The sequence below is a fragment of the Niveispirillum sp. genome (assembly GCF_052437035.1).
In the GTDB taxonomy this organism is placed as follows: Bacteria; Pseudomonadota; Alphaproteobacteria; order Azospirillales; family Azospirillaceae; genus Niveispirillum.
In genome coordinates this window covers 56,707-73,802 of sequence record NZ_JBQVOH010000006.1, presented here as the reverse complement: position 1 = coordinate 73,802, position 17,096 = coordinate 56,707, and the positions used below count along the sequence as shown (strand labels likewise).

The window sequence follows — 17,096 nt, the reverse complement described above, 5'->3', positions numbered from 1 at the left end:
CGTGGGGACGGGGGATTGCATGAGCGACGGGATCGAATCTGTGGGCGCCATGGCCACGGCGGGCATGGCGGCGGCGGCCATTGAGGGCGAAAGCGGCAAGCACGGGCACGGGGCGCATGGTGCTTGTGCCAATTGCGGCACCAGACTGACTGGCAATTTCTGTCACGCCTGTGGTCAGGCGGGTCATCTACACCGGTCCATGCTGCATATCGTGGAGGAATTCTTCCACGGCATCCTGCATTTCGACAGCAAGGCCTGGCGCACCCTGCCGCTGCTGGCGTTCAAGCCCGGCAAACTGACCTATGATTACATCCATGGCCACCGGGCGCGCTATGTCACGCCCATGGCCATGTTCCTGTTCTCGGTCTTCGTGATGTTCATGAGTTTCTCCCTGCTGGGCATCAGCACGAATGTGCCGGTGGCCATACCGGCAGAGGAACAGCGCGAGGCCCTGACTCATGCCCGCCAGGGTCTGGAAGAGGCGCGCGCCGATCTGGCGGAGGCGGAGGCGGAGCTGGCCCAGGCGCTTGGCGCCGGAGAGGATGTGAAGGCCGAGACCAAGCAGCGCGACCGGGCGCAGCGGCGCCTGGAAACGGCGACGAAATCGGTGGAGGCCATCGATGCGGCCCTGGCCGCCGCCGGTGTCGCCATCGTGCCCCCCACCCCGCCCAAGCCGGGGGAGAAGCCGGGTGTGCCTGACCTGCCCAAGGTCGTCACCAATGGCCCCGTCACCACCGAGAACCTGTCGGACATGCTGGTCCGTAATTTCGATGAAGACCTGAACATCAATATCGGTAACCCGGAGCTTGAAACCAAGATCAAGAAGAAGCTGAAGAATCCGGAACTGCTGCTCTATAAGATGCAGAACACGGCCTATAAGTTCTCCTGGCTTCTGATCCCCATCTCGCTGCCGTTCCTATGGCTGCTGTTCTTCTGGAAGCGTGGTGTGGCCATGTATGACCATGCCATCTTCTCGCTCTATTCCCTGTCCTTTATGTCGCTGCTGTTCATCGTCATCTCGCTGGTGATCAAGTTTTTGCCGACATGGGAAGGGACGATTGCGTCACTGATCCTGCTGGCGCCACCGGTGCACATGTTCTTTCAGCTGCGCGGCACCTATCGCCTGTCCAATTTCGGGGCACTGTGGCGCACGGTGGCGCTGCTGTTCATCACGCTGATGACCAGCATTACCTTTGTGGTGTTCATCGTGTCGATGGGGGTGGCGGGGTAGGGCACTGCCCTGGGTAGGGTATAGCCCTCACCCTCCCATTGACTGGCGTCAATGGGCCCCTCCCTCTCCCACCTTCGTGGGCGAGGGGCGAAACTTAGTCCCTCGCCCGCTTGGCGGGAGAGGGAGGGGCCCGAACGCGGTAGCGTTTGGGAGGGTGAGGGATCAACGGTCGAGGGTGTGACGTCACACACCCCCGTCACACAGTTATGTTCAGCGCCTCAAGCGCCGGCGCCAACATCCGTTGGCTTGGCTTCACGCGGCATGGGCCGTGCGGCGGCGGTCGCCGCCGCACCAACGGTCATTCGTTATGACCGTTGGTGTTACCGCCCCACGCGCCGCACATGGGCGGCGAGGCCCAAGAAGGCCGGGTAGGGGTGGGTCACGACATAGGTGGGGATGGGGCCGAGGAAGGCGCGCATGCGGCCCTTTTCCACGAAGCGCTTGCGGAAGCGGCTGTGCTGGAACCATGCCATGAAGCGGGGGATGATGCCGCCGGCGATGAAGACGCCGCCTCTAGAGCCCAGTGACAAGGCGAGGTTGCCGGCCACGGACCCCAGCATGGCGCAGAACATGTCCAGCGCTTCCACGCAAATCGCGTCACGCTTGCCCACGGCCCGGTCGGAGATTTCGGCGGCGGTCAGCTTTTCAGGCTCCACCCCGTCCAGGAAGCAGAGCGTCTCATAAAGGTTCACGAGGCCGGGGCCGCAGACGAGGCGTTCGGCGGAGACATGTTCGAACTGCTTGCGCAACTGTCCCAGGACGGCACTTTCGCGGTCGGTGATGGGGGCCATGGTGACATGCCCGCCCTCTGTCGCGAGCGCCGTGAAATGACCAGCGCTGTCAGGCACCAGGGCGGAAACGCCCAAGCCCGATCCCGGCCCCAGAACCGCGATGGGCGCGCCGCCGATGGGATCGCCCTCACCCACCTGCACGTAATCTTCCGGCTTCAGTTCCGGGATGCCCAGTGCCACGGCGGTGAAGTCGTTGATCAGGTCCAGGCGAGCCAGACCCAGATCATGGGCCACGGCCTTGATGGAGAATTCCCAGGCCAGATTGGTCATGCGGATCAGGTCGCCCGTCACGGGGGAGGCGACGGCAAAGGTGGCAACCTGCACCTTGCCCACCAGATCCTGCATCTTCAGATAGGTGAAGGCTGCATCCTGCAAGGTGGGATAATCGGCGCAGCGCAGCACCTGTTCATTATAGGGGGCGCCGGCCGGCCCGACCAGGGCGAAGCGGGCGTTGGTGCCGCCGATATCGGCGATCAGGAAAGGGGCGGTACCGTCGGTCATGGTGTCGTTCCAGGCAGGCGGAGATAGGTGTGGTTTGACGATGGGTCAGGCACTGCGCACGGGGCGCAAGGCTGCACCGGGCTGACCGGGGGCCGGGCCGGTGGACCCGCGGATGATCAGAGAATGGTCAAGCTGCCGGTGGGGCATGGGGTTCTCCCATACGCCCGCATCCTTACGCTTGATCAGTTCCAGAAGAATGTCGGCGGCGGCCTCTGCCATCTGGATCACGGGCTGGCGGATGGTCACAAGCTGTGGCCAGACCATGGTGGCGATGGGCATGTCATCGAACCCGACCACCGAAAGCTGTTCGGGCACGGTGATGCCCATGCCATGCGCCACCGCCAGGGTGGCGGCGGCCATTTCATCGTTGGATGCCAGGATGGCCGTGGGCCGGTCGGCCCGTTCCAACAGGCGCGTGGCGGCGGGCAGGGCGGAGGCATAGTTGAATTCACCCACCTCGATCAGGTCGGGCATGGGGGCCAGGCCGTGATCGGCCAGCGCCTCGCAGAAGCCGGCATAGCGCAGGCGCGTGGCGGCATGCTGCGCCTTGCCCTTGATGAAGCCGATCCGTCGATGGCCCAGATTGATCAGATGTTCGGTCAGGTCGCGCGTCGCCTTCCATTCGTCGATGCGGACGATGGGCGAGGTGTCGATATCGCGGTCAGGCGCGATGCGGACATAGGGCACGCCGGCCCGTTGCAGCACGCCCAGCACGATGGGATTGTCGGTCACGGGCGGGGTCAGCACCACGCCGGCCATGCGCACCTGATTGACCAGGGCGGCGGCGCGTTCCTCCACATCCGGGGCGTTATAGGCAATTTCCTCGATCAGAAGATGGTAACCCGCGGCACGACAGCGGTTCAGCATGCCCAGCTGAATATCGTGCGTATATTGGCCGCCGGTATCGCCATAGAAATGGCCGATCAGGAAGGAGCGTTCGCCGGCAAGGCTACGCGCCGACAGGGAGGGCTGATAACCCAGCTGCGTGATGGCGGCCTGCACCCGCTGACGTACCACGTCGCGGACGTTCGGTTCCTTGTTCATGACGCGGCTGACGGTCTTGATCGACACTTCGGCCAGGGCCGCCACGTCATTGATCGTTGGCTTGCGATGCGGCTGCGCCATCTTTGAAGATTCCCCCGGTTTGACCGGTGCAATTGTCTGCTTATTCGGTTGCCGGGTCCACTATCAAAAGCCGCAAAGGTGGCGGGGTTGGAAGACCCCGCCACCAGCGTACCGCCCGGACCCGGTCAGCGGATGCGACCGTAGCCGTTTTCCAGCGTCCCGTTGGTGCATTTCAGGCCAAAGGCCACGATCACCAGATAGCAGGCAACCGGCACGATCATGGACAGATGCAGGTTGGTGGCATCGGCGAACAGGCCCGTCAGCACCGGGATGATGGCCCCACCGACGATGGACAGGCAGAGCAGGCCGGACGCGGCGGGCGTCTGGTCGTCCATGTCCTTCACCGAAAGCGAGAAGATGGTGGGGAACATGATGGAGTTGAACAGGCCGATGGCGATGGCGCTGTAGGCCGAGACCGGGCCCGTGGTGAAGCCCGAGATGGCGGCCAGGAGGGCGGTCATGATACCGCAGAAAGCCAGCACGCGGGACGGCGCGATCTTTGACATGGCGGCAGAGCCGATGAAACGGCCGACCATGGCCCCGCCCCAATAGAAGGCGAGATATTTGGTTGCCTGTTCCTCGGTCAGGCCCAGGGTGCTTTCCAGGCCTAAGTAATTGATCATCAGCGAGCCGATGGCCACTTCCGCGCCCACATAGACGAAAATGCAGAGCGCGCCGAAGGCCAGACGCGGATTTTCCTTCAAGGACGGCATGTGCCAGTGGGCCGTCTCCCGACGCACCACCTTTTCCTTGCCGCGCAGCGCCCAGAACAAGGCGGCCACTGCGAACATCATGCCGGCCAGCACGATGCAGGGCGTTTCCAGAACGCGCAGCATGGTGGTGGCCGACCCCTCACCGGCGGGCACAACCTCTGTCACGGCATCAAAGATGATGGCGCCGGCCAGCAGCGGGCCGATGAAGGTGGCGACCGAATTGAAGGCCTGCGCCAGGGTCAGACGCTGCGGCGCCGTTTCCGGCGAGCCCAGGCCCGAGGTCAGCGGGTTCATCACCACCTGGATCATCGTCACGCCGGTGGCGATGATGAACAGGGCCAACAAGAACACCCAATATTGGGCAATCTCAATGGCGGGCACGAACAACAGGATGCCCAGGCCGACCGTGACAAAGCCGACAATGGCGCCGCGCAGATAGCCCAGACGGTCAAGCACGCGGCTGGCCGGCAGGGAGATCAGGAAATAGGCCAGGAAATAGCAGAACTGCGTCAGCATCGCCTCGGCATAGCCCAGGCTGAAGGCCGCCTTGAACTTCGCCACCAGCGGATCGACCAGAACGGTCACGAAACCCACGACGAAGAACAGCATGAAGGTGAAAGGCAGCATCGAACGGGCCACCGGGAACGTGCTGTCCCCCCCGGATGCGGCAATAGGACCGGACTGCGCCAAGGCGACCTCCCATCGTTTTGATTTTGTCCCGACATGTCGCAGAAATTGACAACGCTGTCGACACCGTTTTGCATGAACGGTTTGTTTTCTGCCGAAATCCGTAATGATGCAACAAGAAAAGGGGGAAGATCGGGTAATTTCGTAAACGGTCTTGGCAGAACGATGCCAAGCATGTTCAGTGATGACTAACAAGAAGCCCTGGGGACAGGTGGAAACCACCGCTACCGGGGCGTCCCTGGGAGGACAAGCCGTTGGAGAGTAAGGCTGGCACGTTGAGCCTGGGCCGGAAATTCGGCTATGGGCTGGGGGATTTCGGTCTGAACCTGCATTGGCAGGGGATGGGCCTGTTCCTGACCTTTTTCCAGACAGAGATCATGGGGATTTCGCCCGTCTGGGCGGGCGTCACCTTCTTTGTGGCGGCCCTGTGGGACGGGATCACTGACCCGATCATGGGACTGATCGCCGACCGCACGCGTGGGCGATGGGGCAGCCACCGGCCCTATCTGCTGTTCGGCGCGGTGCCGCTGGCGGCCAGTCTGGCCCTGGCCTTCACGGCCCCCGGCTTCACAGGCCCGGCGGCGGTGATGTACGGGCTGGCCACGCATATGCTGTTGCGCACCACCTATACGGTGGTGGCCATCCCCTATTCCAGCCTGTCGGCCCGCATGACCAGTAACGCCGACGAGCGCACATCGCTGACCGGATGGCGCATGCAGTTCGCGTTTCTGGGCGGGGCGGTGGTCTCCTGGATGATGCCGGTTCTGGCCAAGCAGTTCGCCGATCTGGACGGTGCCCAGGGCTATGCGGTGGCGGCATCCATCATCGGGGCGGTGTCGGCGGTGGCCTTTGTCCTGTGTTTCCTGATCGTGCGGGAACAGCCAGTGGCGGCGTCGCGCATGGCGCGGGATGAGGGTTTTTGGGACGATCTGAAGGGCTTTCTGGCGCTGGTCCGGCGCGGCGGGCCGACGGTGCAGCTTTACCTCTGTATCCTGATTTCCCAGATCATGGTGCCGTTGCAGGCCCGTAACTACCTGTATTTCTTCAAATATGGCATTGGCGACATGAGCCGCGCCGACCAGGCCATGGCGCTGTTCGGGGCCATCAATGTGCTGTGCGTCCCGCTCTGGGTCTGGTTGATCCGGCGGACGGAGAAGCTGACGGGCTTCATGGTGGGGGGCACTTTGTTCGCCATTGGCTCTCTCGGATTCGCAGTCATGCCGGAATGGAGCTATTGGGGCGGGTTCATCCCGCTGGCCGTCGCCTGTGCGGGCCATACCGCCTATGCCGTGTGCATCTGGGCCATGCTGCCCGATACCGTGGATTGGAGCGAATGGCGGTTCCGGCGCCGCGATGAGGGCAAGATTTTCGGACTGGCCGCCTTTCTGCAAAAGGCCGCCCTGGGCCTGTCCGGCCTGCTGATGGCCGCGGTTTTCCACGGGTTTGACGTGACCAAGGGGCAGGGGGAGGCGTCTGAAACGGGTCTGCGCGTGGTGATGGGGGTTATCCCGCTGGCCGGTATCCTGGCCGCCATGTTCATCATGCGCAATTACCGCCTGGACCTGCGCCGCCATGCCGGCATCGTGGAGCGGTTGGGGCGGCGGTAAGAATTGCCAGCGTTGTCAGCATAGTCGGCCAACAGGTGGACATGTATGACAAATCCGTGGTCAGGATCGGCCTGCGGTTCCTGATTTTTGGTGGAAATTATATAAGTAAATTCTCATAGGATTAAAGTATCCAAGGGTGCGCTATTTATGGGAAGAGCCGGTTGGCATGAGTTCGCATCCCGCTGTAGATGATAGCGCTCACATTTTTGATTGATCCAGGTCCAAAGGAACGCTTTACTGCTCCTGTCCAAGAACCCGGGGAACGGGATAAGGGAGGAAACATGTGCGGGAAGCGTTGGGTCCTGCCGGTGGTGGCATTTGCCCTGCTGGCGGGTAGTGGGATTGCTGTGCCCACGCGGGCCATGGCGGATGCGGCGGCCCTGGCGGCCTTGCAGGCGCAACTGCCGGGCAAGCTGATGAATGATCCGACGGTGCTGGACTGGACCGTCTATGGCCAGGGGCAGAAGAACAAGCGCGTGAAGACGCCGGGCATTGGCGGTGGGGCCGCGATGCAGGTGACGTCGCCATCCGCGTCGGATGCGGCCCATAATATCGGTATCAATGTGCCCCTGACGGCGGGCTTCACGCCGGGCCAAGCCATCACGGTGGCCTTCTGGGCACGGACGGTGTCAGCCGACACGCCGGACGGTAATGGCAAGCTGGGCCTGCGGCTGCAGCTGAATGAAGCGCCCTATAGCGGGTTTGGAGACACGATGCTGGCCATCGGTCCGGAATGGAAAATGTATGAGGTTAAGGCCCAGGCCAGCATCAGCGTCGATCCCGGCAAGGCCGTTCTGGGCTTTCAGGTGGCTGCCGCCAAACAAGTGGTGGAGATTGGACAAATCTTCGTCTTGGATATGGGTATGAAAGCCACGGCGGCGGCGCCCACCGGCGGTGGGGCTACATCCATCCGCATGCCGGTGCCGCAGGGTCTTCCGGGCAAGCTGCTGAACGATGCGGCCAGCATCGACTGGCCCGTCTATGGCGCCAACCAGAGCAATGCCAAGGTGGAGACACCGGATGCCGGCGGCGGTTATGCCTTGCGGGTGAGCAGCCCATCGGCGGACGAGAAGCCGTATAATATCGGCGTGTCGGTGCCGCTGGTCGCCGCCATCGCACCCGAGCGGGATATCACCGTGGCCTTCTGGGCCCGCACCATTTCGGCGGAAACCCCGGACGGCAAGGGGCGCATCGGGTTGCGGATGCAGGAGAATGCCGCCCCCTATGCCGGGTTCGGCGACAATATGCTGTCCGTGGGGGCGGATTGGAAACTGCATCAGGTGAAGATGCGGTCCAACATGACCCTTGATGCCGGCAAGGGCGTCCTGGGCTTTCAGATCGCCGCCGCCAAGCAGGTGGTGGAGATCGGGCAGGTCTATGTTCTGGATATGACGAAGTAAGGTGCGGGGCGGGTGGCATGGTGCATGCCCGCCCGCATACGTATTTCAGTACGCTTCGCAGCGCACAACATACGTATTCAGCCGGTAAAACCGGCGTTGATACCCGATCTATGAACGATAAACGCGCCGGCCCTGAAGCCGGGCGGAAATCGGTTGGATTGGGGAGAGACATGTCCAGGACCTTGCGCAGCGCCGCCGCACTCACCGCCGCTGGCACCCTTGCCGCCCTGTTGATGAGCGGCACCGCCCTGGCCGCGACGGCACCGGGCGCGCCGGGGGCCAAGCCCACCTTCTCCTATTCCGGCAAGGACGGGATCGGCACCTCGTACGAGGCCTATGTGAAGGGCCGGTATCAGGATGGCGGCGTGACCGGTCCGGTGTCCAAGGTCTGGTTCTCGCTGGCCCATGGTGTCATTACCGAGACCATGCAGGGCATGATCCATGAGGCGCAGCTGCGCGAGCTGCAATTTGCTGTGAAGGGCGACGGGTTCGTCCATACCGAATATGACGACATGGAAACCCATGTCGATTACCTGCACAAGGATGCAGCCGGGCGACCCTTGTCGCTGGCCTACAGGATCGTGAACCGTGACCGTCAGGGCCGGTATGAGATCGAGAAGCATGTCTTCACCGATCCCGACCGCGACACGCTGTTCGTGCGGACCATTTTCCGCGCCCTGAAGACGGGGATCACGCCCGTCCTGCTGGCCGATCCGCAGATGGCGGGCACGGGCAGCAATGACAAAGCCGACACGGTCGGCGGCACGTTGAACGCCGTGGAGGGCACGCACACGCTGGTCATCAAGGCCGATAAGCCGTTTGTGAAGGCCAGCGTCGGCTTTGTCGGCGCATCGGACGGGTTGAGCCAGTTGCGCCGGGATGGGGCGCTGACCGTTTATGACACCACGGGGTCCAAGGCCGGCAATGTCGCGCTGGCGGGCGAACTGCCGGCCCTGACCGCCGGGCAGGAGGCCACCTATGATGTGGTGGTGGCGTTCGGGGCCGACCGTGCCGCCGCCAATGCCGTCGCCGATGCCAGCCTGAAGGCCGGATATGCCGCCACGCTGGCCAAGTTTAACGGCCAGGGCGAGGCCGTGGGCTGGGAAGATTATATCCAGGGTCTGGCCCCGCTGAAGGATTTGGCGGCCATGGCGACGGACGGCGGCAGTCTGGCCTTCGTGTCGGCCCTGGTGTTGAAGGCGCAGGAAGACAAGAGCTATGCCGGCGCATTGATCGCGTCGCTGTCGGCACCGTGGGGCGATACGGTGTCGACCGAGAAGCTGGCCACCGGGTACAAGGCCGTCTGGCCGCGCGATTTCTATCAATGCGCCATGGCGCTGCTGGCGCTGGGCGACAAGGAGACGCCGCTGGCCGCCTTCAACTATCTGAAGACGGTGCAGGTTTCGGCCCAGACCAAGGGCAATAAGGGCGCCAATGGCTGGTTCCTGCAAAAGACCCATGTGGATGGCACCATCGAATGGGTTGGCGTGCAGTTGGATCAGACGGCCATGCCCATCATGCTGGGCTGGAAGCTGTGGCAGGCGGGCGTGGTGGATGAGGCCACGTTGAAGGCCATGTACCCGACCATGTTGAAGCCGGCGGCGGATTTCCTGGTCAAGGGCGGCAAGATCGGGCTGGATTGGAACGACAAGACCATCACCCCGCCCAACAGCCAGCAGGAACGCTGGGAAGAACAGCCGGGCCATTCGCCCTCCACCACCGCCGCCATCGTGGCGGGCCTGATCAGTGCGGCGGAAATCGCCGACAAGTTGGGCCAGGCCGACGACGCCAAGACCTATCGCGCGACCGCAGATGCCATCAATAGCGCCATCGAGGCGCGGATGTTCACGACGACCGGTATCTATGGCAATGGCCGCTACTTCCTGCGCGTCAACCAGAACGACAATCCCAATGACAAGGGGCCGGTGAATGCTGCCAATGGGCAGCAGGGCCTGACGGAGAATGTCTATCTGGATGGCGGGTTCCTGGAACTGGTGCGCTACGGCGTGCGGGCACCCAATGCCGACAGCATCGTGGACAGTTTGGGTGAGCTGGACGACATGTCCATCCCGGACCATTTCCGCGTGAAGTATGAGTTCAAGTTTGCCGGTGACCCGGCCACATATCCCGGCTGGCGCCGTTATGGCAATGACGGCTATGGCGAGGATATCCGCAATGGCGGCAATTACGGCACGGGCGAGCTGAAAGGCGGCATGGGCGTGGGGCAGCGCGGGCGCGTCTGGCCCATCTTTACCGGTGAGCGCGGGCATTATGAGCTGGCCCGTGCCAGTGCCAAGCCCGGCGGCATGACGGCGGCAGAGCTGGACAGCATCCGCATGACCTATGTCCGCGGCATGGAGAAGTTCGCCAATGAGGGGATGATGATCCCCGAACAGGTGTGGGACGGGGTCGGCGTTATGCCCAAGGGCTATCACCTGGGCGAGGGCACCAACAGTGCCACGCCGCTGGCCTGGAGCCATGCCGAGTATGTGAAGCTGCTGCGGTCGGTGCGCGACCGACAGGTGTGGGACCTGTATGCGCCGGTGGTGGCGCGGTACGGGAAGTGAGGGTGGCGGGGGGGCGGGGTTCCCTCCCTCTCCCACCTTCGTGGGCGAGGGGCTGAAACTTCTTCCCTCGCCCGCTAGGCGGGAGAGGGAGGGGCCTGAACGCGCAAGCGTTTGGGACGGTGAGGGAGCGAGCTTGGTGATTGACGACAATCGTTGCAGATGAAATGGTCGGGCGACACTGATCCCTAGGGGTGCCCGGTTCCATGAAGCCCAATGCCGTCGATCTGTCCCAGGAGGGGGTGCATCAGGCGCCCGACCTGTCCTATGGCGCCTATCTGGGGCTGGAACCGCTGCTGTCGTGTCAGCATGCGCGGTCGGGTGAGCATGATGAGCTGCTGTTCATCATCATCCACCAATCGTCCGAATTGTGGATGAAGCTGTGCCTGCATGAGCTGGCGGCGGCCCGGCAGCAGATCAAACAGGATGATCTGGGGCCGGCCTTTAAGATGATCGCGCGGGTGGCGCGTATCCAGCAGCAGCTGATCCAGGGCTGGGACGTGCTGTCCACCATGACGCCGGCCGATTACAGCCGCATCCGTCCGCATCTGGGCCAGAGTTCGGGCTTTCAGAGCTATCAGTACCGGCTGCTGGAATTCATGCTGGGCAACAAGAATGCCGGGATGATCACGGTCCATCAGGGCATGCCGGAGATCCATGCGCGCCTGACGGCGGCGCTGAATGAACGCTCGCTTTATGATGAATGCCTGGCGCTGCTGGCGCGGCGGGGGTTTGACATGCCGGAAAAGGCGCTAGATCGTGACTGGTCACAGCCTTATCAGGCGGATAAGCGGGTGGAGGCGGCGTGGTCCACCGTCTATCGCGACCCGCATGCGCATTGGGAGCTGTATGAGCTGGCCGAGAAGCTGGTGGATTTGGAATACCGGTTTCAGCAATGGCGGTTCAGCCATATGAAGACCGTGGAACGCATCATCGGGTACAAGATGGGCACGGGCGGGACGGGTGGCGTCTCCTATCTGGTCAAGGCGTTGAGCCTGTCCTTCTTCCCTGAACTGCTGAGTGTGAGGACGGCGATTTGAGCAGGCGTATCTGGGATATCAGCCAGAAGGTGCAGCCGGGCATCCCCGTCTGGCCGGGCGACACCGCCTATCAGGAGGACCGAACCTGGGCCATTGGGCCGGGATGTCCCGTCAATGTCAGCCGCCTGACCCTGTCCACCCATACTGGCACGCATGCCGACGCGCCCCTACATTATGATGCAGATGGTGCGGGGATCGGGGCGCTGAACCTGGAGGTCTATCTGGGGCCGGCGCAGGTGGTGACGGTGCCGCTGGCTGCCGGACTGGTCACGGTTGAGCATGTGGTGCCAGTCTTGCGGGCGGGGATTACGCGGGTGTTGCTGCATACGTTCGCGCGGTTCCCGGACGGTTGGGTCAGTGACTTTACGGCCATCGATGCGGGCCTGATCACGGCACTGGCCGAACGGGGCGTGCGGTTGATCGGCACGGATGCGCCATCGGTGGACCCGCAGGACAGCAAGACCCTGGACGCCCACCATGCCGTGCGTCGGCATGACATGCGCATTTTAGAAGGGCTGGTCCTGGACGGGGTGCCGGACGGGGTTTATGAGCTGATCGCGCTGCCGATCCGGTTGGAGGGTGCGGATGCGGCCCCGGTCAGGGCGGTGCTTCGGGAGATGTGAGGGGCGTATGCGACGCGGGTTCTTCGGGCTGTTGGCAATATCGATGATATGCTGGGCAGGAAATGTCGAGGCCGAGACCTTTCGCCCTTATCCCGGTGACTATGTCTATGCAGATCCCAGCCGGCTCTACATAGAATATTACCGCAACGGCACTCTGACTCTTTCACCATTCGATCCAGCCGCGCGGGGAGACGATCCGTTATTGCGGGATTGTTCGACGGCGGAGTACCGGTGTGTCGCCAGCATGCACAATCTCATGGCGGTACCGCGCGGCGAGCTGTCGACCGGTGCCACCTATCGCGTGGAAAACACCTTCTTCACGGTGCTGGAATGCAAGGAGCGGCTTGATGTTCACATGGCCTATCCGCCCGAGCGCAAGCCGAAATGTGAGTCGGCTTTGATCATGGCTGATTGCCAGTGGCTTGTTTTAGATGAAGATGGACCCCCATATTGCCGTGCAGTTGATGGTGGTCGTCGCAAAAGCCCGAAACCGGGTCCGGTCGTTTATTTCCTGTATCATGAGCTATACGGCGTCACGGCCTCCGGTGGTGCCTGGAACGAGCAACCGAACCCGACCAAGGATCGGACGCTTATGGAAGTGTTCCTAGTGGGTGATCGTGGCTTTCTAGCGCCCTAACCGGATCGCCCCCGCATCAGCCCCAGATACACCAACGCCGAAATGCCCAGCCCCACGAACCAGGCGTAGTTGTAGAGTTCGACGAAGAAGCCCGGCACGCCCGCGAAAGCGCCAGGGAAGGCAGCGTGCAGGAAGCCGGGGAGGTTGGGCAGCACGGCGAGCGTAAAGGCGATCAGGGCGGCAGGGTTCCAGCCAGACCGGAAGCGATATTCGCCTTGCGCATCGAACAGGGCGGGGACGTTCAGCACCTGTCGGCGGATCAGCCAGTAATCGGCCAGCATGATGCCCAGCAGCGGACCCAGCAGTGCGCCATAGCCGATCAGCCAGGTGAAGATATAGCCGTCGGTCGTCTCGATCAGTTTCCAGGGCATCATGGCGATGCCGATGCCCGCCGTGATGTAGCCGCCGGTTGCAAAACTGACATGGCGGGGGAAGATGGCGGAGAAATCATAGGCGGGGCCAACGGTGTTGGCGGCCAGGTTGACGCACAAAGTGTCGATGGTGATGATGATCAGGCCGATGGCAACCGCAATGCCCTCCAGCCGTCCCGCCAGATCGACCGGGTCCCACACCGCTTCGCCATAGATGATGATGGTGGCCGAGGTGACCGCGACGGAGACGAAGGCCAGCAGTGCCATGGGGATCGGTAGGCCCACCGACTGTCCCAGCATCTGATCCTTCTGGCTTTTCGCGAAACGCGTGAAGTCGGGGATATTGATGGCCAGCGTGGACCAGAAGCCGACCATGGCCGTCAGTCCCGGCCAGAACACGGCCCAGAACTGCCCTTCCTTGGCGCCACCGGTCACGAACTGAGAGGGGGCGGAAAGGAGATGGCCGAAGCCGTCGGCCTTGTCCCAGGCCCACCAGAGCAGGGCCAGCATAATGAGGATCTTCAAGGGGGCGGTAACCGTTTCGATCCAGCGGATACTGTCCGGCCCGCGTTTGATGAACCAGAGATGCAGGGCCCAGAAGAACAGGAAACAGGTCAGCTGTCCGCCATCGATGCCGAGCGCCGCGATCTTGTCCCCTGCCAGGGCGCCGCCCGTCATGATGTTGGCGATGGCATAGATGGCGCTGCCGCCCACCCAGCATTGGATGCCGAACCAGCCGCAGGCGATCAGCGCGCGCAGGGCGGCGGGCAGTTTATTGCCGCGTGTCCCGAAACTGGAGCGCACGATGACGGCGAAGGGCAGGCCGTATCGGGCGCCGGAATGGCCGATCAGAACCATGGGCACCAGCACGATCAGGTTGCCGGCCAGCACGGTTGTCACCGCCTGTCCCGCCGACATGCCCTGCTGTATCAGGCCTGAGGCCAGAAGGTAGGAGGGGATGCACATGACCATCCCGATCCACAGCGAGGCGTAATGCACCCAGGTCCAGGTGCGCCGTTCTGCCGGGACCGGGGCGAGATCGGGGTTCCAGATTTCCGAATTGCTGTCGATGGTTCCTGTCACGTGCGCCTGCCCCCGTTCCTGATTGAACCGAAATGCATCTGGCCCGAGACCATCCGGATGATGGCAGGCAGGGCGACCGAGGCCCCTTAGCGGATTACAGCTTCAGCATTTCCGCCGCGATCTTGTCCTTCAGTGACAATTTGTAATTCTTCCACCATGCCGAACAAGTGGATCGCAAACCTTCGACAGCAGACGGATCCAGGCCGGCGATGAATCCCGGCACTTGATCCCAGCAGTCGAAGGTTGGCAGGGGATGGTTTCCCAACGCAAGGGAGAAATAATCGTACCCTTCCCGCCGCTCCACCAGGGGAATGCATCCGGCCTCCAGAGCCTCCCATACCCGGTAGGATTCAAGATTGCTCCATCCCGCGGGGCATGGGACGAAGACGCTATTATCCATGACCTTCCTGTAATCCCGGGGGCCCAAGGCATCTTCCGTCATCCAGCCCATGGTCAGATGGTGGGCGCCGTTGGGGACTGCTTGCATAGAATCAAACATTTGCTTGCGGCTGGATTTATTGATGCCGCCCATGAACGACCATGTGTAGGGTCGGGCGCTTGCAGGCCTATCATATTTCTCACTCTGTTCATCAGAGGGAGGCAGAAAGCCATTCATGAGGAACATCAGGGGAATATAAATGCACTTTTTGTATTTGGCTATCTCAGCAGAGAAATAGCTATAAATAACAACGTCAACATATTTGATGAATTCGTCGATATTGTTTTCAGCAGTATACCACTCGTCAGATTTTATCATGACTGTGGAGAAGCCACGATAGAACGAGGTTTTTACATATTCCAGTTCCTGCGCTTCGTCGCTAAAGCTATAGAATACGTGCCGGTACGGAAAATGGATACGATTGGGATCGGCGATCTTGTCCACCTTGACGCCGCTCAAGGCAAAGTCCTCGAAACGGTTATAATATTTCCGGCTGCTTTCCTGGTGCTCTGCCGATTGATCGTCGAAATGCCGTGTCAGAATCCATTCGGCAGGGCAATCCCGGCGGGCAAGAATGCGGGCCGTCTGTCTTAATCCATAACGGGCAGACTCCCGTTCCGCCTCTGTAGCGCAGGTGGCAAGTGCAAGTCCGTAAAGGGTATGGCTATCCCGTAACAGGCCAAGTGCCTGACGCTGTCTTGCCGCTTTCAGCGGTTCAACATTGTGATCGAAAATCATGCGCCTATTTTTCCTTGTCTACCCGTATCTTCCCACCAGGATACGCATGTTCTGACCGAAATTTTCATATTGGATTCTGCGTATCCTGGCCAAAGGGAACGGTCTATCAGTCGATACCTGCCAACGCGTCGCGGATGGTTTCCACGATCTGATCGATCTGGGATTTCTCCACGATCAGCGGTGGGGAGAGCGCGATGATGTCGCCCGTGGTGCGGATCAGGACGCCCTTTTCGAAGCATTTCAGGAAGGTGGAGAAGGCGCGCTTGGTCGGCTGACCGGGCAGGGGTTCCAGTTCGATGGCGCCGATCAGGCCCAGATTGCGGATGTCGATGACATGGCGCGCATCCCGCAGCGAATGGATTGCGTCGGCCCAGTAATCATTGAGGTCCGCCGCGCGGGTCAGCAGGCTTTCATCCTTATAGACCTTCAGCGTCGCCAGACCGGCGGCGGCGGCCAAGGGGTGGCCGGAATAGGTGTAGCCGTGGAACAGCTCAATCATATGTTCCGCCCCTGTCATGAAGGCGTCGTAGATCTTCTTCTGGAAGAAAACAGCGCCCATGGGGACGGTGGCGTTGGTCAGGCCCTTGGCCGCGGTAATGATGTCGGGCACCACGCCGAAATAATCGGTGGCGAACGGCGTGCCCAGGCGACCGAAACCGGTAATCACCTCATCAAAGATCAGCAGCAGGCCATGCTTGTCGCAAATCGCGCGCAATCGTTCCAGATAACCCTTGGGCGGGACCAGCACGCCCGTGGAGCAGGCCACCGGTTCGACGATCACGGCGGCTATGGTGCTGGCGTCGTGCAGGGCGACGATGCGTTCCAGCTCATCCGCCAGATGAGCGCCCCATTCCGGTTGGCTGCGCGAGAAGGCCTGGTGTGACCGGTCATGGGTGTGGGGCAGGTGATCGACGCCGGGCAGCATGGTGCCAAACGCTTTGCGGTTTGTGACGATGCCGCCGACGGAAATGCCGCCGAAACCCACGCCATGATAACCGCGTTCGCGCCCGATGAAGCGGGTGCGCTGCCCCTCTCCGCGCGCGCGGTGATAGGCCAGCGCCACCTTGAGCGCGGTATCCACCGATTCTGAGCCGGAATTGGTGAAAAACACATGGTCCAGGCCGGCGGGCAGCAGGGCCGTGAGCTGTGACGCGAATTCAAACGCACCAGGATGGCCCATCTGAAAAGCGGGCGCATAGTCCATTTCGGCGGCCTGTGCCTGAATGGCCTTCACAATCTCCGGCCGGCAATGGCCTGCATTCACACACCAGAGGCCGGCGGTACCATCCAGAATGGGGCGGCCATCATCGGTGCGGTAATACATGCCGCTGGCCGAAACCAGCATGCGCGGCGTCTGCTTGAACTGCCGGTTTGCCGTGAACGGCATCCAGAAAGCATCGAGATTGTTGGTGGACGGGTGCGCGGTTCCGGTCACGACACGGTGGCTCCATCTTGTTAACGATGGGCATAGGATGACATAGAAGTAATTTGCCGTGTGCAGGAAGTTGGCCGATGACAACCGGAAAGGACCCGCAGGCAGCAAGGT

Annotated in this window: 13 protein-coding genes; 7 read left to right on the top strand and 6 right to left on the bottom strand. The window is 62.0% G+C overall.

The window, feature by feature from the left end:
• Positions 1-19 precede the first annotated feature (19 nt).
• Positions 20-1,231, top strand: a complete 1,212-nt coding sequence (locus ACT6Q8_RS15910; protein WP_444732953.1) for a DUF3667 domain-containing protein — start codon at positions 20-22, stop codon at positions 1,229-1,231.
• A gap of 320 nt (positions 1,232-1,551) precedes the next feature.
• On the opposite strand, the gene ACT6Q8_RS15905 is transcribed toward ACT6Q8_RS15910, so the two are convergent.
• The 3 genes from ACT6Q8_RS15905 to ACT6Q8_RS15895 form a co-directional block, all read right to left on the bottom strand.
• Positions 1,552-2,523 carry a glucokinase gene (locus ACT6Q8_RS15905; RefSeq protein ID WP_054169755.1) on the bottom strand — a complete coding sequence of 324 codons (972 nt, stop codon included), beginning with the start codon at positions 2,521-2,523 and terminating at the stop codon, positions 1,552-1,554.
• Between the two features lie 45 nt (positions 2,524-2,568).
• A complete protein-coding gene (locus ACT6Q8_RS15900; RefSeq protein ID WP_054169754.1) occupies positions 2,569-3,648 on the bottom strand; it encodes a LacI family DNA-binding transcriptional regulator in 1,080 nt (359 codons plus the stop codon).
• Between the two features lie 125 nt (positions 3,649-3,773).
• On the bottom strand, positions 3,774-4,988 hold the full coding sequence (locus tag ACT6Q8_RS15895; RefSeq protein ID WP_054169753.1) for a sugar MFS transporter: 1,215 nt from the start codon (positions 4,986-4,988) through the stop codon (positions 3,774-3,776).
• Positions 4,989-5,302: 314 nt separating this feature from the next.
• On the opposite strand from ACT6Q8_RS15895, the gene ACT6Q8_RS15890 reads away from it, so the two are divergent.
• From ACT6Q8_RS15890 to ACT6Q8_RS15865, 6 genes are all read left to right on the top strand, one after another.
• On the top strand, positions 5,303-6,655 hold the full coding sequence (locus ACT6Q8_RS15890; RefSeq protein ID WP_082372586.1) for an MFS transporter: 1,353 nt from the start codon (positions 5,303-5,305) through the stop codon (positions 6,653-6,655).
• 281 nt (positions 6,656-6,936) lie between these two features.
• Positions 6,937-8,055 (top strand): hypothetical protein, encoded by a 1,119-nt coding sequence (locus tag ACT6Q8_RS15885; RefSeq protein ID WP_054169751.1) that lies wholly within the window; start codon positions 6,937-6,939, stop codon positions 8,053-8,055.
• Positions 8,056-8,225: 170 nt separating this feature from the next.
• Positions 8,226-10,622, top strand: coding sequence for a glucan 1,4-alpha-glucosidase (locus tag ACT6Q8_RS15880; protein WP_054169750.1), 2,397 nt, complete (start codon positions 8,226-8,228; stop codon positions 10,620-10,622).
• Between the two features lie 203 nt (positions 10,623-10,825).
• A complete protein-coding gene (gene kynA, locus ACT6Q8_RS15875) occupies positions 10,826-11,659 on the top strand; it encodes a tryptophan 2,3-dioxygenase (RefSeq protein ID WP_054169749.1) in 834 nt (277 codons plus the stop codon).
• A complete protein-coding gene (gene kynB, locus ACT6Q8_RS15870) occupies positions 11,656-12,282 on the top strand; it encodes an arylformamidase (protein ID WP_444732952.1) in 627 nt (208 codons plus the stop codon). Before kynA ends, kynB begins: the two co-directional genes overlap by 4 nt.
• 7 nt (positions 12,283-12,289) lie before the next feature.
• Positions 12,290-12,919, top strand: a complete 630-nt coding sequence (locus ACT6Q8_RS15865; protein ID WP_156344805.1) for a hypothetical protein — start codon at positions 12,290-12,292, stop codon at positions 12,917-12,919.
• Here the strand turns inward: ACT6Q8_RS15865 and ACT6Q8_RS15860 are convergent.
• The 3 genes from ACT6Q8_RS15860 to ACT6Q8_RS15850 form a co-directional block, all read right to left on the bottom strand.
• Entirely contained in the window at positions 12,916-14,373 is a 1,458-nt protein-coding gene (locus ACT6Q8_RS15860; RefSeq protein WP_444732951.1) for an NCS1 family nucleobase:cation symporter-1, read from the bottom strand. The genes ACT6Q8_RS15865 and ACT6Q8_RS15860 overlap by 4 nt on opposite strands.
• Before the next feature lie 94 nt (positions 14,374-14,467).
• Positions 14,468-15,550, bottom strand: coding sequence for an exostosin domain-containing protein (locus tag ACT6Q8_RS15855; protein WP_444732950.1), 1,083 nt, complete (start codon positions 15,548-15,550; stop codon positions 14,468-14,470).
• A 106-nt stretch (positions 15,551-15,656) separates the two neighbouring features.
• Complete coding sequence (locus ACT6Q8_RS15850) at positions 15,657-16,985, bottom strand: aspartate aminotransferase family protein (protein ID WP_444732949.1); 1,329 nt, start codon at positions 16,983-16,985, stop codon at positions 15,657-15,659.
• Between the last annotated feature and the right edge of the window lie 111 nt (positions 16,986-17,096).

Bases quoted from the DNA above. Each gene is read 5' to 3' on its own strand.
- ACT6Q8_RS15910 (WP_444732953.1), top strand. From the start codon at position 20: ATGAGCGACGGGATCGAATCTGTGGGCGCCATGGCCACGGCGGGCATG.
- ACT6Q8_RS15905 (WP_054169755.1), bottom strand. From the start codon at position 2,523: ATGACCGACGGTACCGCCCCTTTCCTGATCGCCGATATCGGCGGCACC.
- ACT6Q8_RS15900 (WP_054169754.1), bottom strand. From the start codon at position 3,648: ATGGCGCAGCCGCATCGCAAGCCAACGATCAATGACGTGGCGGCCCTG.
- ACT6Q8_RS15895 (WP_054169753.1), bottom strand. From the start codon at position 4,988: ATGCTGCCTTTCACCTTCATGCTGTTCTTCGTCGTGGGTTTCGTGACC.
- ACT6Q8_RS15885 (WP_054169751.1), top strand. From the start codon at position 6,937: ATGTGCGGGAAGCGTTGGGTCCTGCCGGTGGTGGCATTTGCCCTGCTG.
- ACT6Q8_RS15880 (WP_054169750.1), top strand. From the start codon at position 8,226: ATGTCCAGGACCTTGCGCAGCGCCGCCGCACTCACCGCCGCTGGCACC.
- kynA (WP_054169749.1), top strand. From the start codon at position 10,826: ATGAAGCCCAATGCCGTCGATCTGTCCCAGGAGGGGGTGCATCAGGCG.
- ACT6Q8_RS15865 (WP_156344805.1), top strand. From the start codon at position 12,290: ATGCGACGCGGGTTCTTCGGGCTGTTGGCAATATCGATGATATGCTGG.
- ACT6Q8_RS15855 (WP_444732950.1), bottom strand. From the start codon at position 15,550: ATGATTTTCGATCACAATGTTGAACCGCTGAAAGCGGCAAGACAGCGT.